A 22,562-nucleotide genomic window follows, 5' to 3' on the forward strand; every position below is an offset into this window, starting at 1 on the left:
TTTCTCTACTTTCTGCATATAGTGTATATGGACACTCTTCTTATCGAAGCCTTGCAGCTCTTGTTTCCGTCGCAATGTCTTCTCTGTGGAAGATCCTACACCCCTGATATCTTTCCACACCACGGTGGAGAACGATGGGCTCCCGTTCCTCTCTGCCGGACGTGCTTACAGGAGTTGGAACAGGAATTACTTGACCAAGGCCAAGGGTGCAGTATCTGCGGAAGTCCCCTCGTCTCTGAGCAGAATATTTGTATGAGCTGCAGAAGACATTTTCCGTCTCTTCCGTCTTTTCGTTCCAATACCCCCCTTTTCCTTTATCGGGGAAAGGCAAAAGAGCTGCTTCGCTGGTATAAGTTCAGGAATCGGCGAGATCTTGCACCACTTTTTGCCTATCTTTTTGCCCAACGGGTCATAACACCATTTGGAATTCAGCTCACACTTGTTCCTGTTCCCTTTAGATCGGCAGGAAAGCGCAGTAGGGGCTGGGACCCTGTGGAAACGATCTGCCGCATCCTTTCCCATCACTATGGCTATAACGTGGCATATCTTCTCAAAAGACGTGGCAATCGACAGCAGAAAAAGATGACCGCTGCCGAACGCAAGGTAAATATGCAAAAGGCAATTGTTATGAGGCGGCGGAGAAGACACCTTTCAGCCGAGTCGTATTATCTTATCATTGACGATGTTATGACAACCGGCGCAACGCTCCAGGCGTGTGCCGCGACTCTCAGAGATAACGGAGCAGAAAAAATCTCGGCAACGACCATAGTGGTGGATTGACTATTATCATGTGTGCTGTTATCTTATATCTAACATTTCAGCATGCGGTCTGGAAGGAGTCGAAAACGACTCCTTTTTTATTGCGGGAAAAAAGACGTGGAATACTTTTCAAAACATCAACAAGGCCCCCTTACCGGGGAGCTTGAGCCAATTATTGAAGGACTCGGCTATAAGACGGTAGAGGTTGCCGCAAAAAAAACCGGCTCACGCCATCATGTTTCCGTCATCATCAGTGGAAGAGACTCCGGTATAGGCTTGACAGACTGTGAAAAGGTGCATAAAGCCATTCTTCCCCGACTTGAAATCCTCCTTGATGATAGGGATATCTATGTAGAAGTCTCATCACCAGGTATTTCAAGGAATCTGAAATGTGGTGCCGAATTTGGCATATTTGTTGGGTCGCTTGTGCGTCTCCTATTGGAGGGAGAAAACGAGTGGATTGTCGGACGAATCATGGAATCAGATGAACGAAAGGTTGTCATTGAAATGTCCGATGGAAAGAAAGAAGATTACTTGTACGACACGATACGCAAAGCAAAACTTGTGGATATACAGGAGGCAAAGAAATAGATGGCCGCTGGTTTGGCAGAAGCAATCCGCTCCCTGGTTCAAGATCGGGGAATATCGGAAGAACTGGTAAGGAAAACCATTGAGGATTTTCTCCTTGCCGCTTATAAACGCAAATTTGGTACTACGGAGAATGCCGTTGTACGTTTTAGTGAGGATGGTAACGAGGTAGCGATTTTTGCTGCAAAAGAAATTGTCGAAAATGTTGAAGATCCTGTTACGGAAATGCCTCTAAAAGAGGCATTGACCTATAATGAAGAATGTGAAATCGGTGATGAGCTGCTTATTGAGATAAATCCGAAAGAGTTTGATCGTGTTGCCGTCCAGAGTGCAAAACAGAAAGCGAAACAAACATTACGGGAAATCCAGAAGGATACCCTCTATTCCGAATTCAAGGAAAAAGAGGGAGAGATGGTTATTGGTTATTATCAACGTGAACGTAACGGCAATATCTTTGTCGATCTTGGTAAAATCGAGGGAATTCTTCCCCGACGCTACCAATCCCCTCGGGAGGTATATCGCCCCAATGATCGTATCAAGGCCCTTATTTACGAGGTAAGTAAATCCCCCTCTGGGCTCCAAATCGTTCTGTCGAGAACCCACACCGATTTTGTGAAGCGTATCTTTGAACTGGAAGTTCCGGAGGTATACGACAAAACCGTAGAGATCTTTAAAATTGTACGTGAGCCGGGATATCGGACCAAGATTGCTGTCTACTCAAACAGGGACGATGTAGATCCCGTTGGTGCATGTGTCGGTATGAAAGGCGTGCGTATCCAGGCCGTGGTACGAGAGCTTGAAGGTGAAAAGATCGATATCCTGAAATACGACATTGATGCTCGCTCCTTCATTAAGAATGCACTCAGCCCAGCCGAGGTTCAAAACGTTGTCATCCTTGATGAGGCAAAACGTCAGGCTTTGGCCGTGGTGGAGGAGAATCAGCTTTCTCTCGCCATCGGAAAGCAGGGCTTAAATGTGCGTCTTGCAAATCGTCTTGTCGACTGGAATATCGATGTAAAGACTATTGAGCAGTTTGAAGAGATGGATCTCTCCGCTGAGACAAAGAAGGAGCTAAATGCGCTCTTTAACGATGTTGAAGAGGATGATGAGAACGTCGAGGAGATCAGTCGTATTTCGGAGCTTCCGGGTATCAGCGAACGACTGTCGGAAATCCTCATGCAAAACGGCGTTGAACTTATCGAGACCTTGGTCGGGCTTTCGGGAGAGGATCTTTCAAGACTGGAAGGCGTTACGGTACAGGATGTCGAAACGATACAAAACATTATTTCCGAAAATGTCGACATCATCGAGGAGCAGGAAGAGGAAGCCATTGCCCAGACCGAGAGCCATGAGCACCTCGCCGAGGAAACATACGAGTGTCCCGAATGCGGACACCCGATTACCATAGATATGACCTCTTGCCCAAACTGCGGCGTAGGTTTAAGCTTTGAAGTCGAAGACGACAATGATGAAGACGAAGAAGAGGAGGAATAAGATTCCTCTCTAACGGGAGTAGTAAAGGAACTGTATGGCTGAAGAACAAGATAAGAAGCAGAAACCGAAAGCAACCCTCATCAAGCATCGAAAACCGTCGGCAGGTTCTTTCTCACAGGAAGATCGCACGGATAAGAACGACAAGAAAAAGGTTGTCGTTGTAAAAAAGAAGACGAAGAAAACCGTGCCGAAGGTTGTTGCAAAGAAAGAGGAGCCTGTACCGGTCGAACAGGAAAAGCAAGCCGTCAGTTCCCCTCAGGCACCTCGGACAGCGGACTCTGGTCGGGGAACAGGAACAGAAGCTAGGCCACCCCAAAGACCGAGGCAAAACACTCATTCCCAGACGAATTCTCGCCCTAATGGTCCACAGGATCGTCGTCCCTATAATCGTGATAGTCGTGACAACAATAGGGACAATCGTGATAATCGCGGTTTCCAAAATAGGAACTCACACCGGGAAGGAGGAAGCGATCAGCGTCGATCCTTTGACCGCAGACAGAGCGGCCCTGATGCCTCTCAGCAGAGGCGCAGCGGAGGCCCGGCTCCGAGACGACAGGGCGGAGCCCCTTCCGGCGGGCCACGCAGAGGTCCATCGGGACCTCCCCCTCGAGGCCCTCGTCGCGGCCCGGGCACAGCTCCTCAGGGCGGACAAAGAAGAGGACCCGGTTCTGCACCTGCCGGTGGTAAGTCCACAGATGATAGTCTGAGTGCAGGAAAAAAGCAGGGTGGAAAAAAATTCTACAAGGCTAAGAAAAAGACTGCCTATCAGAAATCAAAGAAGGATGATGTTCAGGAAAAATCCTTCCAGATAAAGAAAAAGCAGGTGAAGCGAGCCAATCCCGTACCGAAAGAGATCGAGATCATGGAGGTCATTACGGTATCTGAGTTGGCTCGTAAGATGAACCTTAAGGCATCAGAGCTTATCGGTAAGTTGATGGAAATGGGGATGATGGTTACCATTAATCAACAGATCGATGCCGAGACCGCCGAGATTCTCGCTTCCGAATATAACTGCAACGTTAAGATTGTCAGCTTGTACGATGAAACCCTCATCGAGACTGAAAAAGACAATGATGAAGACCTTCGGGAACGTCCTCCGATTGTTACCGTCATGGGCCATGTCGACCATGGGAAAACCAAACTGCTCGATGCCATACGTTCCACAAATGTGGTGGCCGGTGAGTTTGGTGGTATTACCCAGCATATTGGTGCATATAAGGTAAAGGTCAGGGATCATGAGGTTGTCTTCCTCGATACTCCCGGTCATGAAGCTTTTACCCTCATGCGAGCAAGAGGGGCGCAGATTACCGATATTGTTATTCTTGTTGTTGCTGCAAACGACGGTGTAATGCCTCAGACGATCGAAGCTATCCACCACGCAAAGGAAGCCAAGGTTCCCATCATCGTTGCCGTCAACAAGGTCGATCTTGCCGATGCAAATATCGATCGGGTGAAACAGCAGCTTTCCGAGTACGATCTTATCCCGGAAGCTTGGGGAGGAAGTACGCTTTTCTGCGAGATTTCCGCCTTGAAAAAGACGGGAATCGACAGCCTGCTCGAAACGGTCCTTCTTCAGGCCGAACTCCTTGAACTAAAGGCAAATTATACCTGCCGGGCCGAGGGAAAGGTTATCGAGTCCAAGGTTGACCATGGCCGGGGTATCGTCTCGACGGTTATTGTCCAGCGAGGAACGCTTCGGGTTGGTGACGCCTTTGTTGCTGGAGTCTACCCGGGAAAGGTGCGGGCGCTGTTCAATGATAAGGGTGAAAAAATCGACGAGGCACCACCGGCGACTCCGGTTGAGATTCTCGGTTTTACCGGAATTCCCGATGCGGGGAGTCCCTTTCAGGTTACAGAAACCGAGCGTCAGGCCCGTCAGGTTGGTGCCAAGCGCCAGGAACTCGAGAAACAGGGCGAGGCTCAAAACGTTAAAAAGATCACCCTCGATAACCTTTACGATTCCATCCAGGAAGGATCTATTCAGGAGCTTAAGGTTGTCGTAAAGGGAGATGTCCACGGATCGGTAGAGGCTCTGCAGACGGCACTGGAAAAACTCTCGACGAAAGAGATTCATCTTGTCGTTATCCATGCGGCAGCAGGCGCCATCGTCGAAAACGACGTCAATCTTGCTGCAGCCTCAAATGCAATTATCGTTGGTTTCCACGTTCGTCCGACCCCGAAGGCCCAGATGATCGCCGAACGGGAAAAGGTCGATATAAGGAAATATAATGTCATTTACGACGCGGTCGAGGACATTCGGTCGGCAATGGAAGGAATGTTGGCACCCGACCTTCAGGAGGAGGTTATCGGTACCGTCGAAGTTCGGGATACCTTCAAGGTTCCGAAGATCGGGGTTATCGCCGGTTGCTACGTCACTAACGGAAAGGCGAGACGAAATGCTCTCGTTCGGGTCTATCGTGAGCATATCGAAATTCACTCAGGTAAGATCAGTTCGTTGAAGCGTTTTAAAGACGATGCAAAAGAAGTCGATGCAGGATACGAATGTGGTCTCGGTATTGAAAACTTCAACGATCTCAAGGTTGGTGACACCTTGGAGGTTTACGAAGTTCGGGAAATAGCAAAGAAGCTATAGGAAACCGATGGCTGAAAACATACGGCTGAGGAGGGTCGAATCTTCCATTCAAAATGAGATTGGAATGATGATCCTTCGGCAGATGATTAAGGACCCCCGTGTTACCGAAACTATGACGGTAACACGGGTGGAAGTTTCCAAGGATATTGCCTATGCAAAGGTGTATATCTCATCGCTGGCGGGGGAGCACTCCCTTGAAGAGGGTGTGCAGGCGCTAAATCACGCTGCCGGTTTTATTCAGGCTCGCGTAGCCCGTCAAATAAAGACGAAAAATACCCCAAAACTCCGTTTTTTTGAAGATCATTCGATTGAACTTGGAGTCGAGATGACCAGGAAGCTTGAGGAGTTGGACCGCTAAGTTGAGATCCTCTGGGCTTATTCTTATAGATAAACCCGAAGGAGTTACCTCTTTCGGAGCGTTGTATCCAATAAAAAAACGACTCGGAAGAGGAATAAAAGTCGGTCACACAGGGACACTTGATAAATTTGCCTCTGGCCTGCTCGTTGTGTGTGCCGGAAGCTATACACGGCTTGCTGGTTTTATCACGACGGAAGATAAAAGTTACGAAGCAACCATTCTTTTCGGCAGCCAAACCGACACTCTCGACCCCGAAGGGCGCGTTATTCACCAAGCGCCGCTCCCTTGTCGTGATAAGCTTTTTTCCGTAATTCATGACTTTACTGGTAATATATTACAGAAGCCGCCGCTTTTTTCGGCACTTCATGTAAAGGGAGAGCGGGCCTATAAACGGGCGCTACGCGGAGAAGCTGTGGAGATGGTTCCACGACCTGTGACAATCCACAATCTTGAAATCACGGCTTTCGATGGGGAGAAAGCCGTAATCAGGGTAACGTGTTCAAAAGGAACCTATATACGATCTCTTGCCAGAGACCTTGCGCTTGCTGCCGGATCTTGTGGCTACCTTCTCTCCCTTCGGAGGACTCAACTGGGACGGTTTGCGGTTTGCGATGCGGTCGCCCCGGAGCTCTTTGATCCCGATCGCCATCTATCAGGTGGTTATCAATGGTTCTCCGATATGCAGGAGCACTTCGCCGTTGCTCGTGTCGATGAGCTCATGCACAGGCGTATCACCAACGGAATTATGCCTCCACAGACTTTTCTCTCCAAGGTATTTACGAACGAAGAGGAAGGGGTTTCGGAGCGACATTACCTCCTTTTTTCCGAAGAAGGAGCACTTGCTGCTTCTCTCAATCGTAGCGAAAAGGGGTTTGCCTTTGACTTTGTGGTTGGAACATAGGAAAGCAAGATGGATATCTACTCTTGGGCAGAATTCATAGAAGATCCGCCTCATATTTCGCAGCAGTCGACAATCAGTGTGGGGGTGTTCGACGGGGTTCACGCAGGTCATAAGCTGCTTATTTCTTACATGGAACGTTTTCCTCATACTCAGAAATGGATCTTCACCTTTTCCGAAAATCCGCGTCGCCTATTGCGTTCCGGACACTTCCCCGGTGATCTTATGACAAAGTTCCAGAAAATAGAGGAGCTTAAGCGCTTGGGAATCACCAGTGTCGTTCTCATTGACTTTTCCAATGATTTCAGTAAACTGACAGGGAAGGATTTTTTTACTGCGATTATTAAGCGTATCCCGGTACATGCCGTTGTGCTTGGCGATAATTTTCGTTGCGGGAGGGGCGGTTCTACCAGTGCGTACGATGTTCGGGATTTTTTGACCTCCCGTAACATCGAGGTAATGATTCCCCGGCCATTGGCATGGCGGAACAGAACAATAAGCAGTACGCGTATTCGAACGGCGATTCAGGAAGGCGATTTTGTCTCCGTTCGGATGATGACAGAAAGAGCTTTCACTCTCGACGTGGCCGACCTACCTCAACGTACGGGAGTAGAAGCCATTACTATAGACAAAAAGGATGTACAGCAGGTCCTGCCGCCACCAGGGTCCTATCAGGTGTACATTTCGAAAAACGGTGAGCAAGCCGTTTTAACGACGCTTTCTATTGATGAAGCGTCCGTCAGATGGATCAGGCCCAACTGCTACAAAGGCCCTGTCCACAATATTCAATTCGTAACGAACGAGGAGTGACGTACAATCATGTTGACCAAGGAAAAGAAGCTGGAGATCATCAAAGAGTTTGGCGGAAATGAGAAAAATAGTGGTTCGACCGAAGTTCAGGTGGCCCTTCTTACCGCTCGGATTGAAGACTTGACCGAGCATTTCAAGACACATAAAAAAGACCACGCGAGCAGGAGAGGTCTGCTCAAACTTGTAGGCCAGCGAAGAAAACTTTTGAAGTACCTTAAGCGTGTTAACCTTGACGGGTATCGGGCGCTGATCGAAAAGCTCAACCTCAGAAAATAGTTATAAGGATTTATTACATGCCACATCAAGTAACAGTTTCTATCGGTGGAAGGGATTTGATTCTGGAAACCGGACGAATGGCGAAGCAGGCAAACGGTGCCGTATTTGCCAAATATGAGGGTAGTGCGGTTCTTGCAACCGTCTGCTGCGGAAGTAGTCCCATGGAGAGTCTTGATTTTGTACCTCTCCAGGTAGAATATAATGAGAAATATTATGCCGCCGGGAAGATACCCGGTGGCTTTCTAAAACGGGAAGGACGACCGAAGGATAAAGAAATTCTCGTAAGTCGTCTTATCGATCGCCCTATGAGGCCTCTTTTTTCCAAAGAATTCAAGCGGGAACTCCAAATCATCCCGACAACGGTGAGTGCGGATCAGATTAATCCACCCGATATTGTTGCCATGAACGCCGCAAGTGCTGCGGTCTGCGTATCTGATATTCCCTTTGCCGGTCCCGTGGGTGCCGTACGTATTGCCAATGTCGACGATGAGCTGATCATCAACCCAAGCTTCGACCAGATATCCCGATGCACCTTGGAAATAGTGGTAAGTGGTACCAAAGATGGTATTACCATGGTAGAAGGTGGTGCAAAAGAGGTACCTGAAGAACTCCTGCTGTCGGCCATCGCACTTGCCGAACCGGCCATCAAAAAGCTTTGTGAAGCTCAGGAACAGCTTATGGCTCTGGCAGGCAAAGAGAAACTTCCACTGGTCGTTGAAGAGAAGAAACTTGAAAGACGACAGGAGATGTGGGATTTCGCTTATCCCAAGATGGAAGAGGCCTGTTTTGTAAAGGGCAAGATGAACCGAGGTGCTGCCGTTAAGGCCGTGAAGACGGAAACGGCGGAGGCCTTTGCCGACGATTTGAATGAAGATAATGAACGTCTTTTTAATGCTCTGATGGAAGAGATGGAAACAAAGGTAGTCCGCAGCTCTATTCTTGATAAGGGAGTGCGAACCGACGGACGGGACCTCGAAACCGTTCGCCCCATCACCTGTGAAGTGGGAATTCTTGACAGAGCCCACGGAAGTGCCCTCTTTACCAGAGGCGAGACCCAGTCCCTTGCGGTGACGACCCTGGGAACCGTCTACGACGAGCAGATGATGGACAATATCGATGGTGATAAGACCTACGAAAATTTCATGCTCCATTACAACTTCCCACCCTTTTCGGTTGGAGAAACGGGACGCCTTACCACAGGAAGACGGGAGATAGGCCATGGGCACCTGGCCCACAGAGCCCTCGAAGCCGTTTTACCTCAGAAAAAGGATTTTCCCTATACCATACGCGTGGTAAGCGAGATTCTCGAATCCAACGGCTCTTCTTCCATGGCTACGGTTTGCGGCGGAACCTTGAGTCTGCTTCATGCAGGAGTTCCCATACGAAAGCCTGTCGCGGGTATTGCCATGGGCTTGGTTAGTGAAGGGGATCGGGCAGCCGTTCTCACCGACATCCTTGGTGAGGAAGATCACCTCGGTGACATGGATTTTAAGGTTGCCGGAACCGAAGACGGTATAACCGCCTTTCAGATGGATATAAAAATCGCTGGAATATCAAGCGATCTGATGAAACGTGCTCTCGAGCAGGCCAAAAAGGGCAGAATGCATATCCTCGGTATCATGAATGCGACCCTCAAAGAACCGGTAAGTGATGTCTCCGACTTTGCCCCGAAGATTCTTTCCTTGAAGGTCGATGTCGACAAGATTGGTGCCATTATCGGCCCCGGGGGAAAAACCATAAAAGCCATTGCCGAACAGAGCGGTTCCGAGGTCAATATTGATGATAACGGTACCGTTACAATCTTCGGAAAGACAAAAGAAAAGGCCGAGAAGGCCAGAGAATTTATCAAGGCAATTGTGGAAGAACCCGAAGTAGGAAAGATCTATGAGGGAACGGTCAAGCGTATCATGGATTTCGGTGCTTTCGTTGAAATTCTTCCCGGTAAAGAGGGCTTATGCCACATCTCGAAGCTCTCCAGAAAACGGGTGAATTCGGTAAGCGATGTTCTGGCCGTTGATCAGAAGATTCCGGTGAAGTTGATTGAGATCGATCGACAGGGTCGGCTCAATCTCAGCTACATCGATGCTTTGGAAGCCGAAGAGGCGAAATAATTTCGATATAATAGGGAAAGGCGGTTCGGTCCAATGACGAAGATTATTGTTCACGGAACATTTGATGCACAGCTGATGCCTCAGTATGCTTCGGCCCATGCTTCTGGAGCCGATCTTCATGCCGATATCGCCAAGCCCGTAATCCTGCCGCCGGGGGAGCGTGCAATGATTCCCACCGGTGTCCGGATTCAGATTCCCGAGGGCTTTGAGGCTCAGGTGCGCCCCCGATCGGGACTTGCTGCCCGTAATGGGTTGACCGTGCTTAACACGCCCGGAACCATTGATTGTGATTACCGGGGAGAAATTAAGATCATTCTTATCAATCTTGGGCGCGAATCTTTTTCCGTTGAACCGGGGATGAGGATTGCGCAACTGGTGTTTGCGCCCGTTGTACAGGCTGAGTTCATACAAATAGAAGAGTTGGAACAGTCCGATCGTGGACATGGGGGCTTCGGCTCAACAGGAATATGATCCTCCGGCACAAATCCTTACGGTTTCGGATTGCCGATGCATATTTACTGAAAGAGTTCTTCTTCTCCTTCTGTATTGCCTTCATTTTTTTCTTTTTTATCTTTTTCGTGAATCAGCTACTTCTACTTGCAGAGGAAGTTTTGTCAAAGCGAGTAGGGGTAACGAAGGTACTTCTTTTAATCCTCTATTCCCTTCCGGCCATTCTTGCCTTTACCTTTCCTTTTTCCGCCTTGCTCGGCACCGTCATGGCCATAGGACGATTTTCCTCCGATAATGAGATTACCGCTTTTCGTGCCCTTGGCGTTTCCCATCTCAGACTCTTTTTTCCCGTCATGTTGCTCGGCCTTATATTATCTGGAATTTCTTTTTTTTCAAATGATGTTCTTCTTCCGAGGGGGACGGTCCAGTTCGGAAGACTATACCGCGATATTCTCTATTCGAATCCGGCCTTGGAATTGGAGCCTTATGCTGTCAGGCGCTATAAAGATACCGTTTTGGTAACCGGTGCAATCTCCGATAGGGAAATTTCCGATCTTGTGATCCTTGACCATGACGAAGATCAGAACGAAAGAATGCTTTCGGCAAAAAGAGCATATCTCGAGCAGGATGAAAAGGAAAACGGCGTTATCAGCCTCAGACTTGAAGAGGTATTTGGACATACTGCAAAGAAACGGGAGGGGGATTTCGATTATTTTACCGCCGATACGATGGAATATAATATTCTCCTTTCCTCCTTTACCTATTCCATTAACAACCTGACTCCCCGGGAAATGAGTACAGCCGCCCTGTATGGGGAAATTCAGACGATGGAAGCGAAGAAAAAGGAGGATCAGAACAAAAAGCGATTTGACCGTACTCTACAGTTGTATAAAATTGAATTCTACAAAAAGCTTGCAATCCCTCTCGGCTGTTTTACCTTTATGTTTTTTGCTTTTCCTGCAGGCCTCTTACCAAAGAGAAGTGGAAGATGGGTTGGTTTTGTATTGGGCTTATTTGCCGCTGCCTTTTACTGGATGCTTCTGATTGTCGGTCAGACACTTGGTGTTCGCTTTCAGGTATCAGCAGCCTTGGCCATGTGGTTTCCCAATATCTTCATAGCCTTTATCGGATTGTTGATATACCTATCAAGGAGCCATCGGTGAAGAAGCTTGATCTGATGGTTCTAAGGGCGTTTTTCCATATATTGTTTCTTTCGCTCATGTTCTTTTCCTTTGTCGTGGTTCTGGTGGAACTCTTCTCAAATCTCTGGCGCTACCTGCAAAACGATGCAGCGCTTGCTGAGATACTTTTCACCTCACTTCTTTATTATCCCAAGGCAATCACCCTTGCCCTACCGCCCTCGATACTCTTTGCAATCGCCTTTACCCTTGGATCATATCAGGCGAATAACGAGCTGCTGGCACTATTCTCATCCGGAGTATCACTCCTCCGCTTTACGGTGCCGATTATCGTCTTGTCCGCCCTTTTATCTGTTGGTAGTTACTTTTTTCAGGAATATCTTGTTATCCCGAAAAGCGCTCAGAAGCAGATACTGACCGACCGCCTTTCCGGACGTTCTTCCGTGGGAAACAACAATAATGTCGTCATTCTTTCCGGTGAGGGAAGATTCCTTTACAAGATAGATTACTATAATGCAAAAAACAGATCTCTGACCGGAGTCAGTGTACTTATACGCGATTCGCAAGGAAACTTCACGAAGCGGATAGAAAGTGAATGGGCACAGTGTGATGAATCGGGGGAGTGGGTGTTTCATCGGGTAAGACTTTTTGAAGTTTTATCTGATAAGAGGGTTACGGAGCAATTTTTTCTCACCTATCGTAACCCTGAACTTTCGGAATCTCCCTCGAGTTTCCGGAAACAGATAGGATCGGTTAATGAGCTGCAAAGAAAAGAGGCCCAAGTATGGATCGAACGGCTTCGAAAAAGCGGTAGTGAACGCTATCACAAAGAGTTGACGGCATACTACGAGCGTTTTTCGTTTTCCCTTACCCCGTTGATCGTAGCCCTTCTGTCCATCTCGTTAAGTGGATATTTTAAAAAGAATATTTTACTTATGAGTCTGCTTTCCAGCGTCATCGTTTCCGTGTTATATTATGTCAGCGAAATGGTCCTTGTACTCTTTGCCCAGTTGGGAATCATCAGACCGATTACCGGGGCATGGACCAGCGCTCTTCTATTTCTCTGTATCTCACTTTTTCTCCTGAAAAAGGCAAAATCTTAAATAGCGGAGTATTTTTCATGCTCACAATAGACCACAACGATACGCTTACGGCTGCGCGGACGGGAACACTTGCCTTGCCGCACGGAACAATTGAGGTTCCTGCCTTTATGCCCGTCGGAACGAACGGAACGGTAAAAGCGATTAGCCATGCAGCCGTCGACAATATGGGCTATCGCCTGATCCTCGGAAATACCTACCATCTCTATCTCAGACCCGGGAAGGAGGTGTTTGAAACATACGGAGGTCTTCACGCCTTCTCGTCCTGGCCCCACAATATCCTCACCGACAGCGGAGGTTTTCAGGTTTTTAGTCTTGCACCCTTTCGAAAAATACGTGATGAGGGAGTTCGGTTTCGAAGTCACATAGACGGCTCCTACCATCACCTTACGCCCGAAAGTGTGGTTGAATTTCAAAGAACCCTTGGCAGCGATATCATGATGTGCCTTGACGAATGTACCCCACCTGAAATCAGCTACAAAAAAGCCATTGAAGCATGCCGCCGAACAACGGCTTGGGCGAAACGAAGCAAAGTGCGTTGGGATATAGAGCGGGAAGCGGGCTTTGAGGGAAAGCTATTCGGCATCATTCAAGGCAACTTTTTCAAGGACCTACGGAAAATCAGCAGCGAAGAAATCATCGAACTTGATTTCCCCGGTATTGCCATTGGCGGTCTTTCCGTAGGAGAACCAAAAGAAACATTCGAAGAGTACCTTGCCTATACCTCACAATTCCTTCCATCGGAAAAACCACGGTACCTCATGGGAATTGGAACTCCCGACTACATTTTTGCCGCGGTAGAAAACGGGATCGACCTTTTCGATTGTGTGTTTGCAACACGTACGGCAAGAAATGGGACAGTGTTTACGAAAGACGGTATGATAAACCTGAAAAAAGCCGGGCACGCATTGGATAAAGGCCCTATTGAGGAGGGGTGTACCTGCCAGGCATGCACCAGGTACTCGCGCGGCTATATGCGCCATCTGTTTAAAGCCGGAGAGCTCTTTGGCCCCATGCTGGCGACCGAACACAACCTCCAGTTCCTCTATGACCTTATGGTCGAGATCAGACACTCAATTCGTGAAGATCGATTTTCCTCTTTCAAGAAGAACTTTCTCGACCGATATGTAAAAAAAGGAAACTAAAACCGAATGAAGCAGTCGGAAACAACAACAGGAAAGCGTGACAGCACATTCTTTACAATGGTTGTCATGTTGTGCACTTTTGTATCCAGAATTCTTGGTTTTGTACGTACTGCCGTCATTACGGCAGTCTTCGGTGCAGGAGGTAAGGCGGATGTCATAAACGCCACCTTTGCGGTACCCAATAACCTGAGGAAGCTTTTGGCCGAGGGCGCCCTCAGCAGTGCCTTTATTCCGGTCCTGAGCGAAACAATCGTCAACGAAGATGCCAAAAGAAGTCGATCCTCGCTTCTTGTAAGGACGCTTATTACATTTCAGTTGCTTATTCTGATACCCTTTACTATTCTTGCCATCATTTTTGCCGAGCCATTGGTACGACACGTGGTGACCCAGTTCAAGGATCCCGCCCAAATTGCGCTTTCTATCGACCTATTTCGCTATTTCATTGTCTATCTCCTCCTTATCAGCATCAGCAGTGTGCTAATGGGGCTCTTGAACAGCCACGACCGGTTCTTTATTCCGGCATTCACCCCCATCTTTTTTTCCATCTCGGTAATTAGTTCTATTTTGATATTTCATCGAAGTCTGGGGGTATTCTCTATGGCCGTCGGGGTTTTGACTGGCGGGGTGGGGCAAATCCTCTTTCAGATCCCTCAGGCCATGCGCTTGGGATATCGCTTTTCACCCTCTTTTCACTTTAGAAGCGATGACTTCGTAAAGATCCTGCACCGCTGGTTGCCGGTACTTGCCACCTCATCAATCTTTACCATCAACCAGCAGATTGCCTATATTTTTGCCTCTGGCTTGACAACTGGAAGCGTTTCCGCACTCTCATACGCCATGGTGTTTTGGCAACTTCCCTTTGGAATCTTTTCCGCATCGGTGACCACGGTCCTTTTCCCGAAGATGAGTAGACAGGCAGGTAATAACGACCTCTCCGGCCTTCGGGATACCCTTCAATACGGTATCCGCTTTCTTTTTGTATTACTTATTCCCTCGGCCCTGTTCCTCTCCTTTTTCGGTAAGGAGACAATCAGCATGGCCTTGCAGCGCGGCAAATTCTATGCCGGCGATACCTTTCTGACGGCTTCGGTGTTGACAGGATACTGTTGGGGACTTTTCAGCGTCGGTGCCTTCAATTTCCTTCAGCGTTTTTTCTACTCCATCCGCAACTATCGCCTTCCATTTATCGTCGCCTGTGTGGTTGCCACGGTGGATATCATTTTCTCGCTTATTTTGAAAGAAACCGTTCTCGGTGTTACCGGTCTTGCCATTGCCAATTCCATCTCCTTCACCGTTGGATTTCTCATTCTGATATTCTTTGCCGCCAAGAAATTGAAGGGCTTCGATTCAAGAATGGTTTTCTCCACCATTAAGAAGGTTTCTCTTTCCATGATCCCCTTTCTTCTCTTCGCATATGCAGCCACTACCTATTTTGGAGGGTGGTGGGTCACAGGATCAAATATAAAGGGGGTCGTCTATCTCGGTGTGGAATTTTGTATCTCATCGGCTCTCATTCTGATGATGTATAAGCTTATGCAGGTCGAAATGGTCGATCGCATTTTTGCACTTTTGCGGATAAGGAAAAAACGATGATCTCTTTTCACAAAAAACAGCTCACAATAATGGCGTTCTTTTGGTTCTTTGTTCTTGTGACATCTTCTCTTTCCCTCCTTTATGCCGAGGAAGACGATATGAAAAGCGTCTATGAAGAACGAAAAGAGACTATTGCATATGGTATTGATAGTGAAGTCTCTGCCCTCATTGATGCGATCATAAAGGAGAAGGATGATCGCTTTGAGAATGAGCTGATGGATCTTTATCGATCAAGTCTCAATGAAACAGTCAAGGCCAAGATCATCTCATACTTTGATGCCCTGGATCTTGATTCCGGACGAGATATTTTCTTTTCAACTCTCAGCGAAGAATGGGATCAGGATACATCATTCGATCTCGTATCAGCGGCGATTACCTATCTAAAGAAGCGCCAGACAAAGGAAATTACCACATTTTTTGCTGAAACCCTTCTTCCTGACAGAAACGATCGAATATCCACTGCCGCTGTCTCAGCCATCGGGGATTCGGGAGACAGCTCTTTTTCCACATTACTTGAAGAGGAGCTTGACTCTTCCGACCTTTCCGACAACAAACGCGCCGAACTTATCAGCGCCATAGGAAAGCTTGGTGATGCACATGCGGTTTCCACACTTGTTGATCTTCTACTTGACGAGGGAGAGGATAAATCGATTCGCTGGCGTGCAGCCTCGGCTCTGGGAGAGATAGGCGGCGATTCCAGTTTGGAAGCATTGATGGAGGTCTTCGACAGCAGCGATCCTATTCTTCGAAGCAGGGCAACCGCCGCGCTGACAAAATTCGATGGCCAACAGGCCGAACAGGCACTTATTCAGGCCTTACGTGACTCGTTCTGGCGCGTAAGGGTGGCGGCAGCCACGGCCCTTGGTGAACGTAAGTCGGAAGATGCGGTGGATATTCTGATCTACAAGGCAAAGAGTGACCCAGACATCAAAAATGTTCGATCCGCTGCAGTTTCTGCCCTGGGGGAAATAGGAAGCGGCAAAGCCTCCGACCTTCTTGTCGAACTCTACCTCGACAGCAAGGTCCCGATGGAAATCAGATCGCAATCGCTGATCGCTCTACTGAAAAGTGACGAAGGAAAAGCCCTGACTGCTGTAGATTCGATAGTAAAAAACGTAACAGAATACGAGCGCCAAAAGGCTATTATCACCGAAACCGCCAAGATTTTAGCAATGACAAAATCTGATAGCCTGGAAGATATGTACAAAAAAATGCTTGCTCTCACCGATCGGCAGGAGATGGTTCTTTCTGCCCTTTCCGGTATCAGAATCAACAAAATAACAAGCCTCGAAGGAGAGGTCGAAAAGCTTACCGGCGAAGAGAATAATGCCCTCATTAGGAAACAGGCACTCTCGACTCTTGAAGCTCTTCGAAATTAAGCCTAAGCGAAGCGAAACTGAAAACTCTCCTTTCCCTTGTTCATTTTGGCAATCCGGGTTCATCGATCATATGCAACATGCGATTAAGAGATTCAAGCGGTGAAATCCAGCGATGGAAGCGGAACTCGATGCTGACCTCATTATTTACCGCAAAGGTAATCGGCATATCAATGCACTCTGATTTCAGCATATCGCCGTCACCAAATCCGAGAAACCTATCGGAGGACTCAGGTGTGAAAAAGAACTGTTCCCCTTGTCGGGTGAGCGTTCCAATTGACGAGGGAACAGGGTAGAGGAAGATAATAAAGGGAGAAGAGGCGGCACCACCGATCTTCAAGGTTTCCCCATCTTTCATCCATTTGATGTTTCGCCGTCCGATGAGACGGTTCTGATCACGAACCACCATCTCCACAGCAATTTTGCCTTGAGCACGTGCGGAGACGATTTCTTTTATCGTGTACAGACCACTATCATGACGAGCAGAAGCAGAAAGGCTTACGGTACCCGTACTACGAAGCTTCGGAGGGAGATTTGTCTCTCCCGTAGTTGTTGTTGTTCTATAGAATTCGGGAAGCGGGCGTTCCTGCCGCTGATAGGCCTGCAACGAATCGACAGCCTCGTGCATCCTTTCAGTCTGCCGGGATTGCGGCAGGTCACGGGAAACCGGAGTGTTTGTAAAAGCGGGAAGGGCTGCGGCATGCTTTTCAATTTTCGGGATATTGGGGCTCACCGAGCTCACGCGCTCCCTCTCTTTCGTCTCGCTATAAATTTCCTTGCTGACTCTGCTCTCTTTGTTATCTTCTTTATTGCCCGATGCCCTTCTGATGAGAAGGATCACAGGAACAAGAACAACAATCACGACGAGAAAAAAGAGAATCATGCGAAAAGGAGTTCCTCCTCCAACGATTCCTTCTCCTCGCACGACACGCACCGAAATAGTTGAAGACCTAGGGAAGGCACGTCCGGCATCCCCCAGACGAAGTTCTACATCGATAGTTCCCTCTCCTTCCGAGACAGAAGAAGGAAGGGTGAGGTTCAATTTTACTCGTCGTTTAGCACCTGGGTTCAGTCCCAAAGAGACGGGCTTTTCGAGAGACGGGGTGCCGTTAATCAACAGGTCGTTGATCTTCACCGCCGCAGGTCCTTCAAGATGATTTCGTATATCCAGGGGAAGGACAAACTCTTCACCTATTTTCCCTAAGGTGCGGGGAAAAACGATTTCGAGCTGTCCCGTTGCCCGGTAGGCAAACCCTTCGCCTTCGGGACTATATGGAACGGCTTCAACCCCGAGCTTATCACTGATGGTAGGTAAAAGGTTATTTCCCGGCTCCGGTCCCTGATCGGTTCGATCGGTTCCAGAGTCCGAGCCTGGCGCCACGGCCTCCTCCTGCGTCGCTTCAGGACGGACATCCATTTTATTATCGGAAGAAACGGTCCCGGGAGAAGAAGCGGCGTTATCGTTATCGTCGGAAGCGAGAGCCAGGTCACCCGATAGGTCCGATTGCATAGAAGCATCGGAAGCTACGATCGGAAATTGAATGATATGGACCTTCCATCCGTTTCGACGCATGGATGCAGCGATATCTGAAACATCTTCCCCGTTTCTTGAAGAAACGGGATAGGGAGAACCAGGAGGGGGATCATGAATACCGTCGGTCAAGATAAAAATTTCTTTCTGGGTCTCAAGAGGAAGATCCGAGGTATAGTCGTATAACTCCTTACATGCGGCAACGAGATCGGTATAGTGGCCAAGCGGCTGAAGCAACATCAGCCGGGCTATAACATCCTTGATCTCCTCCACTCCTTTTAGCTTTCGGGATATCTCATATTCGGGGCGATCGGAAAAACTCAAAAGATGAAAACTGTCGCCAATCTTCAATTCTTCGGTTAGGATTCGGTGGATCAGGTAGTCACGCGTAGCATCGAAATATGAAAACATGCTTTCCGACGTATCGATGAGAACCACCGCGTCGACAGACTGGGCCGTGAGAGCGCCACTTCCCGAAAAGATAAACAAAAGAAAGATGGCGACAGGTAACAACACCCGCCGCCTTCCGTCAGACCTTTTTTTCATTCATTTTCCCCCATATGGAACGTTTTTGGTCCTTATGGCATTTCCGCAGCTTCTATTTTCAATACAGAATAATGATAGACTCTTTCATTGATCTCGAACTCAAGATCCTCACCCTCTTTGTGGTTCCACAGCTTACCTCCGAAGGGACTCAGATAACTGATAATATTCTCGTTCGGGTTCGATTCCCATGGACCAAAGAAGCTGTATGTCTCTTTCTTCTTTGTATCGAGGTTTTCCAAGGTGACTTTTGTGGCAAACGATATCTTAGAAGTATCGCGATCGGCCGGATCGAAGATAACGGCACGATCTATCTCATCCTTAAGCTTCTGCATCTGGATATTCAGCAGTTCCTGCTTCTCTTTTCCAGCCTTGTATTCGGCATTTTCCTTTAGGTCTCCAAGCTCGATGGCCGCCCCAATCTCTTTTGAGGTTTCTTTCATCTCGACATCATTGATGTGCTGTAATTGCTGTTTCTTCGCCTCAAAGGTCTTCCGGGTGACAATAAGACCCCTGGAAACGACTTCCGTTACCTTTTCTCCGTAAAACTTGAAGGAGGGGAAGCGTTCGAGAATCGTATGCTTCAGTTCAATCTTCACCGAGGGATCAAGCTCTTTCACATCATTGATGAGGGTGAAAAGGCGATTAATGGAATCTTCGTCTGACTTTGCAATATATTCTTCAAGCTTTTTCTCTTTCAAGAGAAAGGTTTGAATTTGGCGGTTCAGTTTTCTGTTTTCCGCCACTTCCCGCTTATTGGATATTTCCCGAAAGGTGATGTCCAAGAGGTGCACCATGCCGATCAATACCTTTTCGTATGAAATATCGTAATCCTCATTCCAGCTTTTCTCGTCGATATTGCGGGCGACCCAGATAAAGGCCTCCCGTTTGTCGCGGTATTGATCAACCAGATTGGAGAAAAGTTCTTTCAGCTTTTCACCGTGCCCCCTGCTTTCAAGTTCGTCGGGAATATAGCGCGTAAGATAATGAGGGAAAAGACGCACAAAATAGTCGGGCCAGTTAGAAACGCTCTTTTTCAGACGATCAAGGAAATCCTTCTTGAGATCGGAGTCGTCGATGGCCTGAAACATTCCTTCGATATCGCCGATTTCCTGAATCAACTCCTTGAACTTTATGGAGAAACCGGGGTTGAGAAAAGGGTATTCTCGAATCAAACGGCTGATGATCAGATAACTTGCAACGACCTGTTCATTAACCTGATTGTATGCCTTGAGGAACCCCGCGAAATAGCCGAACATCTCTCCGAAATAATCCGATTCGGGATCGGAGTCTTTCAGGAATTCCCGCATGATTTTAAGACGGCCGAAAAAGTGTTTTTCAGCCCGAAATCGGTTGAAGGTTTTCTCTTCAAAGCTGATGGGCGTATCTCTGACCACAAAATAATCGACCTTATCGGGGAGATTTCCAAAGGAGGGATCGGTTTTTAATACCTGTCGTGCCTGGGTGGACCATGTTGACCATTCGCCCTGGCTCAAGACACTGTCGACCAGTTCCGCTTTTATCTGTTTCATGTTGGCGGCATTATCAAAGCTTTTGATAACCGTCTTAAGGGCCCAGGGGATATCCTTCTTGATCTTGTCGTGCAATTTATCCTTGGGCCAGACAACCTTAAGCACCCAGATATGGTCCTTAGAAAGGCTGCCCAGGGCACTAACCGCCATTTTCAGGCTCATTTCGTGTCCACGCTTTCGAGCAAAATCGATCATAACCGAATCGCCCTTGATCTCCCGAATACGTCCGACCCCCCAAGTCCGGTGACAAACAAAGTTACCGGCATCAAAGGAGATATGCTTCTCAAAATCGTTGATGGCATCATGGACGTTTCTCCAGTTTTGGTTAAGATTGGAGAGACGAATATACTCATCAAGATGACTATGCTCTTTATACTGCTGTTTAAAACACTCGACGATCTCTTTTCTGGCCCAGAGATTCTTAGAATCGTAACCGAGGATTCTCTTTAGAATGGTTATGGACTTATCCCAATCCTCGGCCGCACGGTATTCGGCGTAGAGAGCCTCCAGCAACTGGCCGGCACGCTCCTCGCTGATGGTCTTTGCAACTTTCCGTTCGATATGGAAAAAGAAATCCCCTTCATGGGGGATATATTCGATCAATTTTTGCCAAATATCCTTAACTTGAGTAAAAAGCCGCTTGTTGATGTAACGATGAATTGCCTTTTTATAGAAGTCGACGGCAGCATCGATTTCGCCTTCTTCTTCCTTTTTCTCTGCAAGATGGCGGACGATATCTGCTTCTTCGTAATCAACCTTTATCAGGCGTTCCCAAACGCCATACTTTTTTTCCGTTTCATTTTCATGGTCGTAACATTCCGACAATGTGCGAAGAGCGAATTTGTTTTCACCGAAATCAAGGATACGGTTACACAGATATTCAACAACCGTCCACTTATGGTTGTCCGAGAAGATGGTAATCAACTTGACGAGGTTGGAATCATCAATCTGCTGTCTGCTCAGTGCAACAATACCGGCAATATAAAGTGCAATAATACTATTTTTCGTGTGGGTCAGATGCTCATCACAAAGCTCTTTTACCTCATCCTGGGCATCTTCATCTTCAAGAGCATCGATAAGGGCATCAAGCTCCTCAAAATTGCCAATAGAATAATTATTCAAGGTAGCCCTGGTCCATTTTTCCTCATTCAGAAGTTCGCCAATTTTCTGCATCTGCAATTCAGACATAATCTGTTCTTCTCCGATTTATGTGGTAAACTGTTCGTACACGGATTCATCAAGAAGCTTGATCTTCCGCAACACTTCCTCGACATTCTCGCGGGAATCTTTCGATCCGATATAATGATCGATAAGCCAGAAGTACCGATTCAGCAGTTCCGGTACAAGCAACGCCCTTCTTTGTTCGTCACGCTGCTCCCGAAGTTCTGTCTCGAGGGAATAGATTGCCTGTTTCAGGCGACCATATTCAAGGGGGCGCAACTCCCGCTTTATGTTAAACACCCCATACAGGACAGCATATACGGGCAGCCACACCTTTAACTCATTACCAGAATAGCCTAGAATGCGGATTCTTTCAATAAGCCGGACGATTAACTCTGATTCGATAAAATTGATGTCCACATCAAGCGGATTTATGAAAAAAGCCTCACGAAAGAAGGCCTTTGCAGCCTTCGTCTCATTCAAGAAGGCATAGCAATCGGCAAGTTCGGCAATGATTTCGGCATCCTCTCTTCGGCTCTGGCGGGCACTTTCGAGGAACTCCGCTGCCCGCTCATAATCTCCGGTTGCCTTTAGGCATCGTCCCATACGAAACAGCACATCGGGATCGGGAACAGCCGAATTTCGTAGGGCCTTCTGGTAGGATGCAAGAGCGGAGGAAAAAAGCCAAAGCCGACAGGCGTAGCTTCCCCCCTCAAAACGATAGTCACAGCTTCGGAGATAGTTTAGAAAGTTCACCCACTCGCGAAACAGATATTCACCCCGTTCCATGACGTCGGTAATTGTTTCAAGGCGTGCGGCTCGGGGACCCCAAAATTTTACATATTTCAATGCAGAGATTACATCGACGTGCTCGAAATCGATCTCAAGGCAGGCTTCAAGCTGCTGCTCGGCTTCCTCAAAACGGCCGCTTTTCATCTGTTCGAGTATTTCCGTCATTCGTCGTCCAAGAATTTCCTGTTGTTGCTGTTTCGTGGAAAGGCTCCCCATAACCGGTCCGTATATTCGTTTATTATAACACGATCAAGGGTTTAGTCAATGAAGTGGAATCAGGAAACAGGATGTTGCATTTTGTTGCGGTATGCCT

At 47.8% G+C, this 22,562-nt stretch carries 18 protein-coding genes and 1 pseudogene; 16 read left to right on the forward strand and 3 right to left on the reverse strand.

Features of this window, described 5'->3' with window-relative positions; all coding sequences use genetic code 11:
- Positions 1-27: 27 nt before the first annotated feature.
- The 16 genes and pseudogenes from SPIRS_RS22680 to SPIRS_RS10305 form a co-directional block, all read left to right on the forward strand.
- Positions 28-252: pseudogene (locus tag SPIRS_RS22680) on the forward strand (double zinc ribbon domain-containing protein); the annotation flags it as partial.
- Positions 253-780 carry a ComF family protein gene (locus tag SPIRS_RS10235; RefSeq protein WP_245537782.1) on the forward strand — a complete coding sequence of 176 codons (528 nt, stop codon included), beginning with the start codon at positions 253-255 and terminating at the stop codon, positions 778-780.
- 96 nt (positions 781-876) lie between these two features.
- On the forward strand, positions 877-1,350 hold the full coding sequence (rimP, locus tag SPIRS_RS10240) for a ribosome maturation factor RimP (protein WP_171814763.1): 474 nt from the start codon (positions 877-879) through the stop codon (positions 1,348-1,350).
- Complete coding sequence (gene nusA, locus SPIRS_RS10245) at positions 1,351-2,841, forward strand: transcription termination factor NusA (RefSeq protein WP_013254613.1); 1,491 nt, start codon at positions 1,351-1,353, stop codon at positions 2,839-2,841. It abuts the gene before it with no gap.
- Positions 2,842-2,875: 34 nt separating this feature from the next.
- Positions 2,876-5,434 carry a translation initiation factor IF-2 gene (infB, locus tag SPIRS_RS10250; protein ID WP_013254614.1) on the forward strand — a complete coding sequence of 853 codons (2,559 nt, stop codon included), beginning with the start codon at positions 2,876-2,878 and terminating at the stop codon, positions 5,432-5,434.
- 7 nt (positions 5,435-5,441) lie between these two features.
- A complete protein-coding gene (gene rbfA / locus SPIRS_RS10255; protein ID WP_013254615.1) occupies positions 5,442-5,792 on the forward strand; it encodes a 30S ribosome-binding factor RbfA in 351 nt (116 codons plus the stop codon).
- Position 5,793: 1 nt separating this feature from the next.
- Positions 5,794-6,693, forward strand: a complete 900-nt coding sequence (gene truB, locus SPIRS_RS10260) for a tRNA pseudouridine(55) synthase TruB (protein ID WP_013254616.1) — start codon at positions 5,794-5,796, stop codon at positions 6,691-6,693.
- Positions 6,694-6,702: 9 nt separating this feature from the next.
- On the forward strand, positions 6,703-7,500 hold the full coding sequence (locus tag SPIRS_RS10265; protein WP_013254617.1) for a nucleotidyl transferase family protein: 798 nt from the start codon (positions 6,703-6,705) through the stop codon (positions 7,498-7,500).
- A gap of 9 nt (positions 7,501-7,509) precedes the next feature.
- On the forward strand, positions 7,510-7,776 hold the full coding sequence (rpsO, locus tag SPIRS_RS10270) for a 30S ribosomal protein S15 (RefSeq protein WP_013254618.1): 267 nt from the start codon (positions 7,510-7,512) through the stop codon (positions 7,774-7,776).
- 17 nt (positions 7,777-7,793) lie between these two features.
- Positions 7,794-9,887 (forward strand): polyribonucleotide nucleotidyltransferase, encoded by a 2,094-nt coding sequence (gene pnp, locus SPIRS_RS10275; protein WP_013254619.1) that lies wholly within the window; start codon positions 7,794-7,796, stop codon positions 9,885-9,887.
- Positions 9,888-9,920: 33 nt separating this feature from the next.
- Positions 9,921-10,358 (forward strand): dUTP diphosphatase, encoded by a 438-nt coding sequence (gene dut, locus SPIRS_RS10280; protein ID WP_013254620.1) that lies wholly within the window; start codon positions 9,921-9,923, stop codon positions 10,356-10,358.
- Positions 10,355-11,500: an LptF/LptG family permease gene (locus SPIRS_RS10285; protein ID WP_013254621.1), complete on the forward strand. Its 1,146-nt coding sequence runs from the start codon at positions 10,355-10,357 to the stop codon at positions 11,498-11,500. Before dut ends, SPIRS_RS10285 begins: the two co-directional genes overlap by 4 nt.
- Positions 11,497-12,579, forward strand: coding sequence for an LptF/LptG family permease (locus SPIRS_RS10290; RefSeq protein ID WP_013254622.1), 1,083 nt, complete (start codon positions 11,497-11,499; stop codon positions 12,577-12,579). Before SPIRS_RS10285 ends, SPIRS_RS10290 begins: the two co-directional genes overlap by 4 nt.
- A gap of 17 nt (positions 12,580-12,596) precedes the next feature.
- Complete coding sequence (gene tgt, locus SPIRS_RS10295; RefSeq protein WP_013254623.1) at positions 12,597-13,721, forward strand: tRNA guanosine(34) transglycosylase Tgt; 1,125 nt, start codon at positions 12,597-12,599, stop codon at positions 13,719-13,721.
- Between the two features lie 6 nt (positions 13,722-13,727).
- Positions 13,728-15,314, forward strand: a complete 1,587-nt coding sequence (murJ, locus tag SPIRS_RS10300; RefSeq protein ID WP_013254624.1) for a murein biosynthesis integral membrane protein MurJ — start codon at positions 13,728-13,730, stop codon at positions 15,312-15,314.
- Positions 15,311-16,693, forward strand: a complete 1,383-nt coding sequence (locus SPIRS_RS10305) for a HEAT repeat domain-containing protein (RefSeq protein WP_013254625.1) — start codon at positions 15,311-15,313, stop codon at positions 16,691-16,693. Before murJ ends, SPIRS_RS10305 begins: the two co-directional genes overlap by 4 nt.
- A gap of 40 nt (positions 16,694-16,733) precedes the next feature.
- On the opposite strand, the gene SPIRS_RS10310 is transcribed toward SPIRS_RS10305, so the two are convergent.
- From SPIRS_RS10310 to SPIRS_RS10320, 3 genes are read right to left on the reverse strand one after another with little or no spacing between them, the layout of a single operon-like run.
- Positions 16,734-18,767, reverse strand: a complete 2,034-nt coding sequence (locus SPIRS_RS10310) for a vWA domain-containing protein (protein WP_041866044.1) — start codon at positions 18,765-18,767, stop codon at positions 16,734-16,736.
- 32 nt (positions 18,768-18,799) lie between these two features.
- The gene (gene greA, locus SPIRS_RS10315; protein ID WP_013254627.1) at positions 18,800-21,484 is read right to left on the reverse strand and encodes a transcription elongation factor GreA; all 2,685 of its coding nucleotides are present in this window, start codon (positions 21,482-21,484) and stop codon (positions 18,800-18,802) included.
- An 18-nt stretch (positions 21,485-21,502) separates the two neighbouring features.
- Positions 21,503-22,465, reverse strand: a complete 963-nt coding sequence (locus tag SPIRS_RS10320) for a tetratricopeptide repeat protein (protein WP_013254628.1) — start codon at positions 22,463-22,465, stop codon at positions 21,503-21,505.
- Positions 22,466-22,562: the final 97 nt, after the last annotated feature.

The organism is Sediminispirochaeta smaragdinae DSM 11293 (genome assembly GCF_000143985.1).
GTDB lineage: Bacteria > Spirochaetota > Spirochaetia > DSM-16054 > Sediminispirochaetaceae > Sediminispirochaeta > Sediminispirochaeta smaragdinae.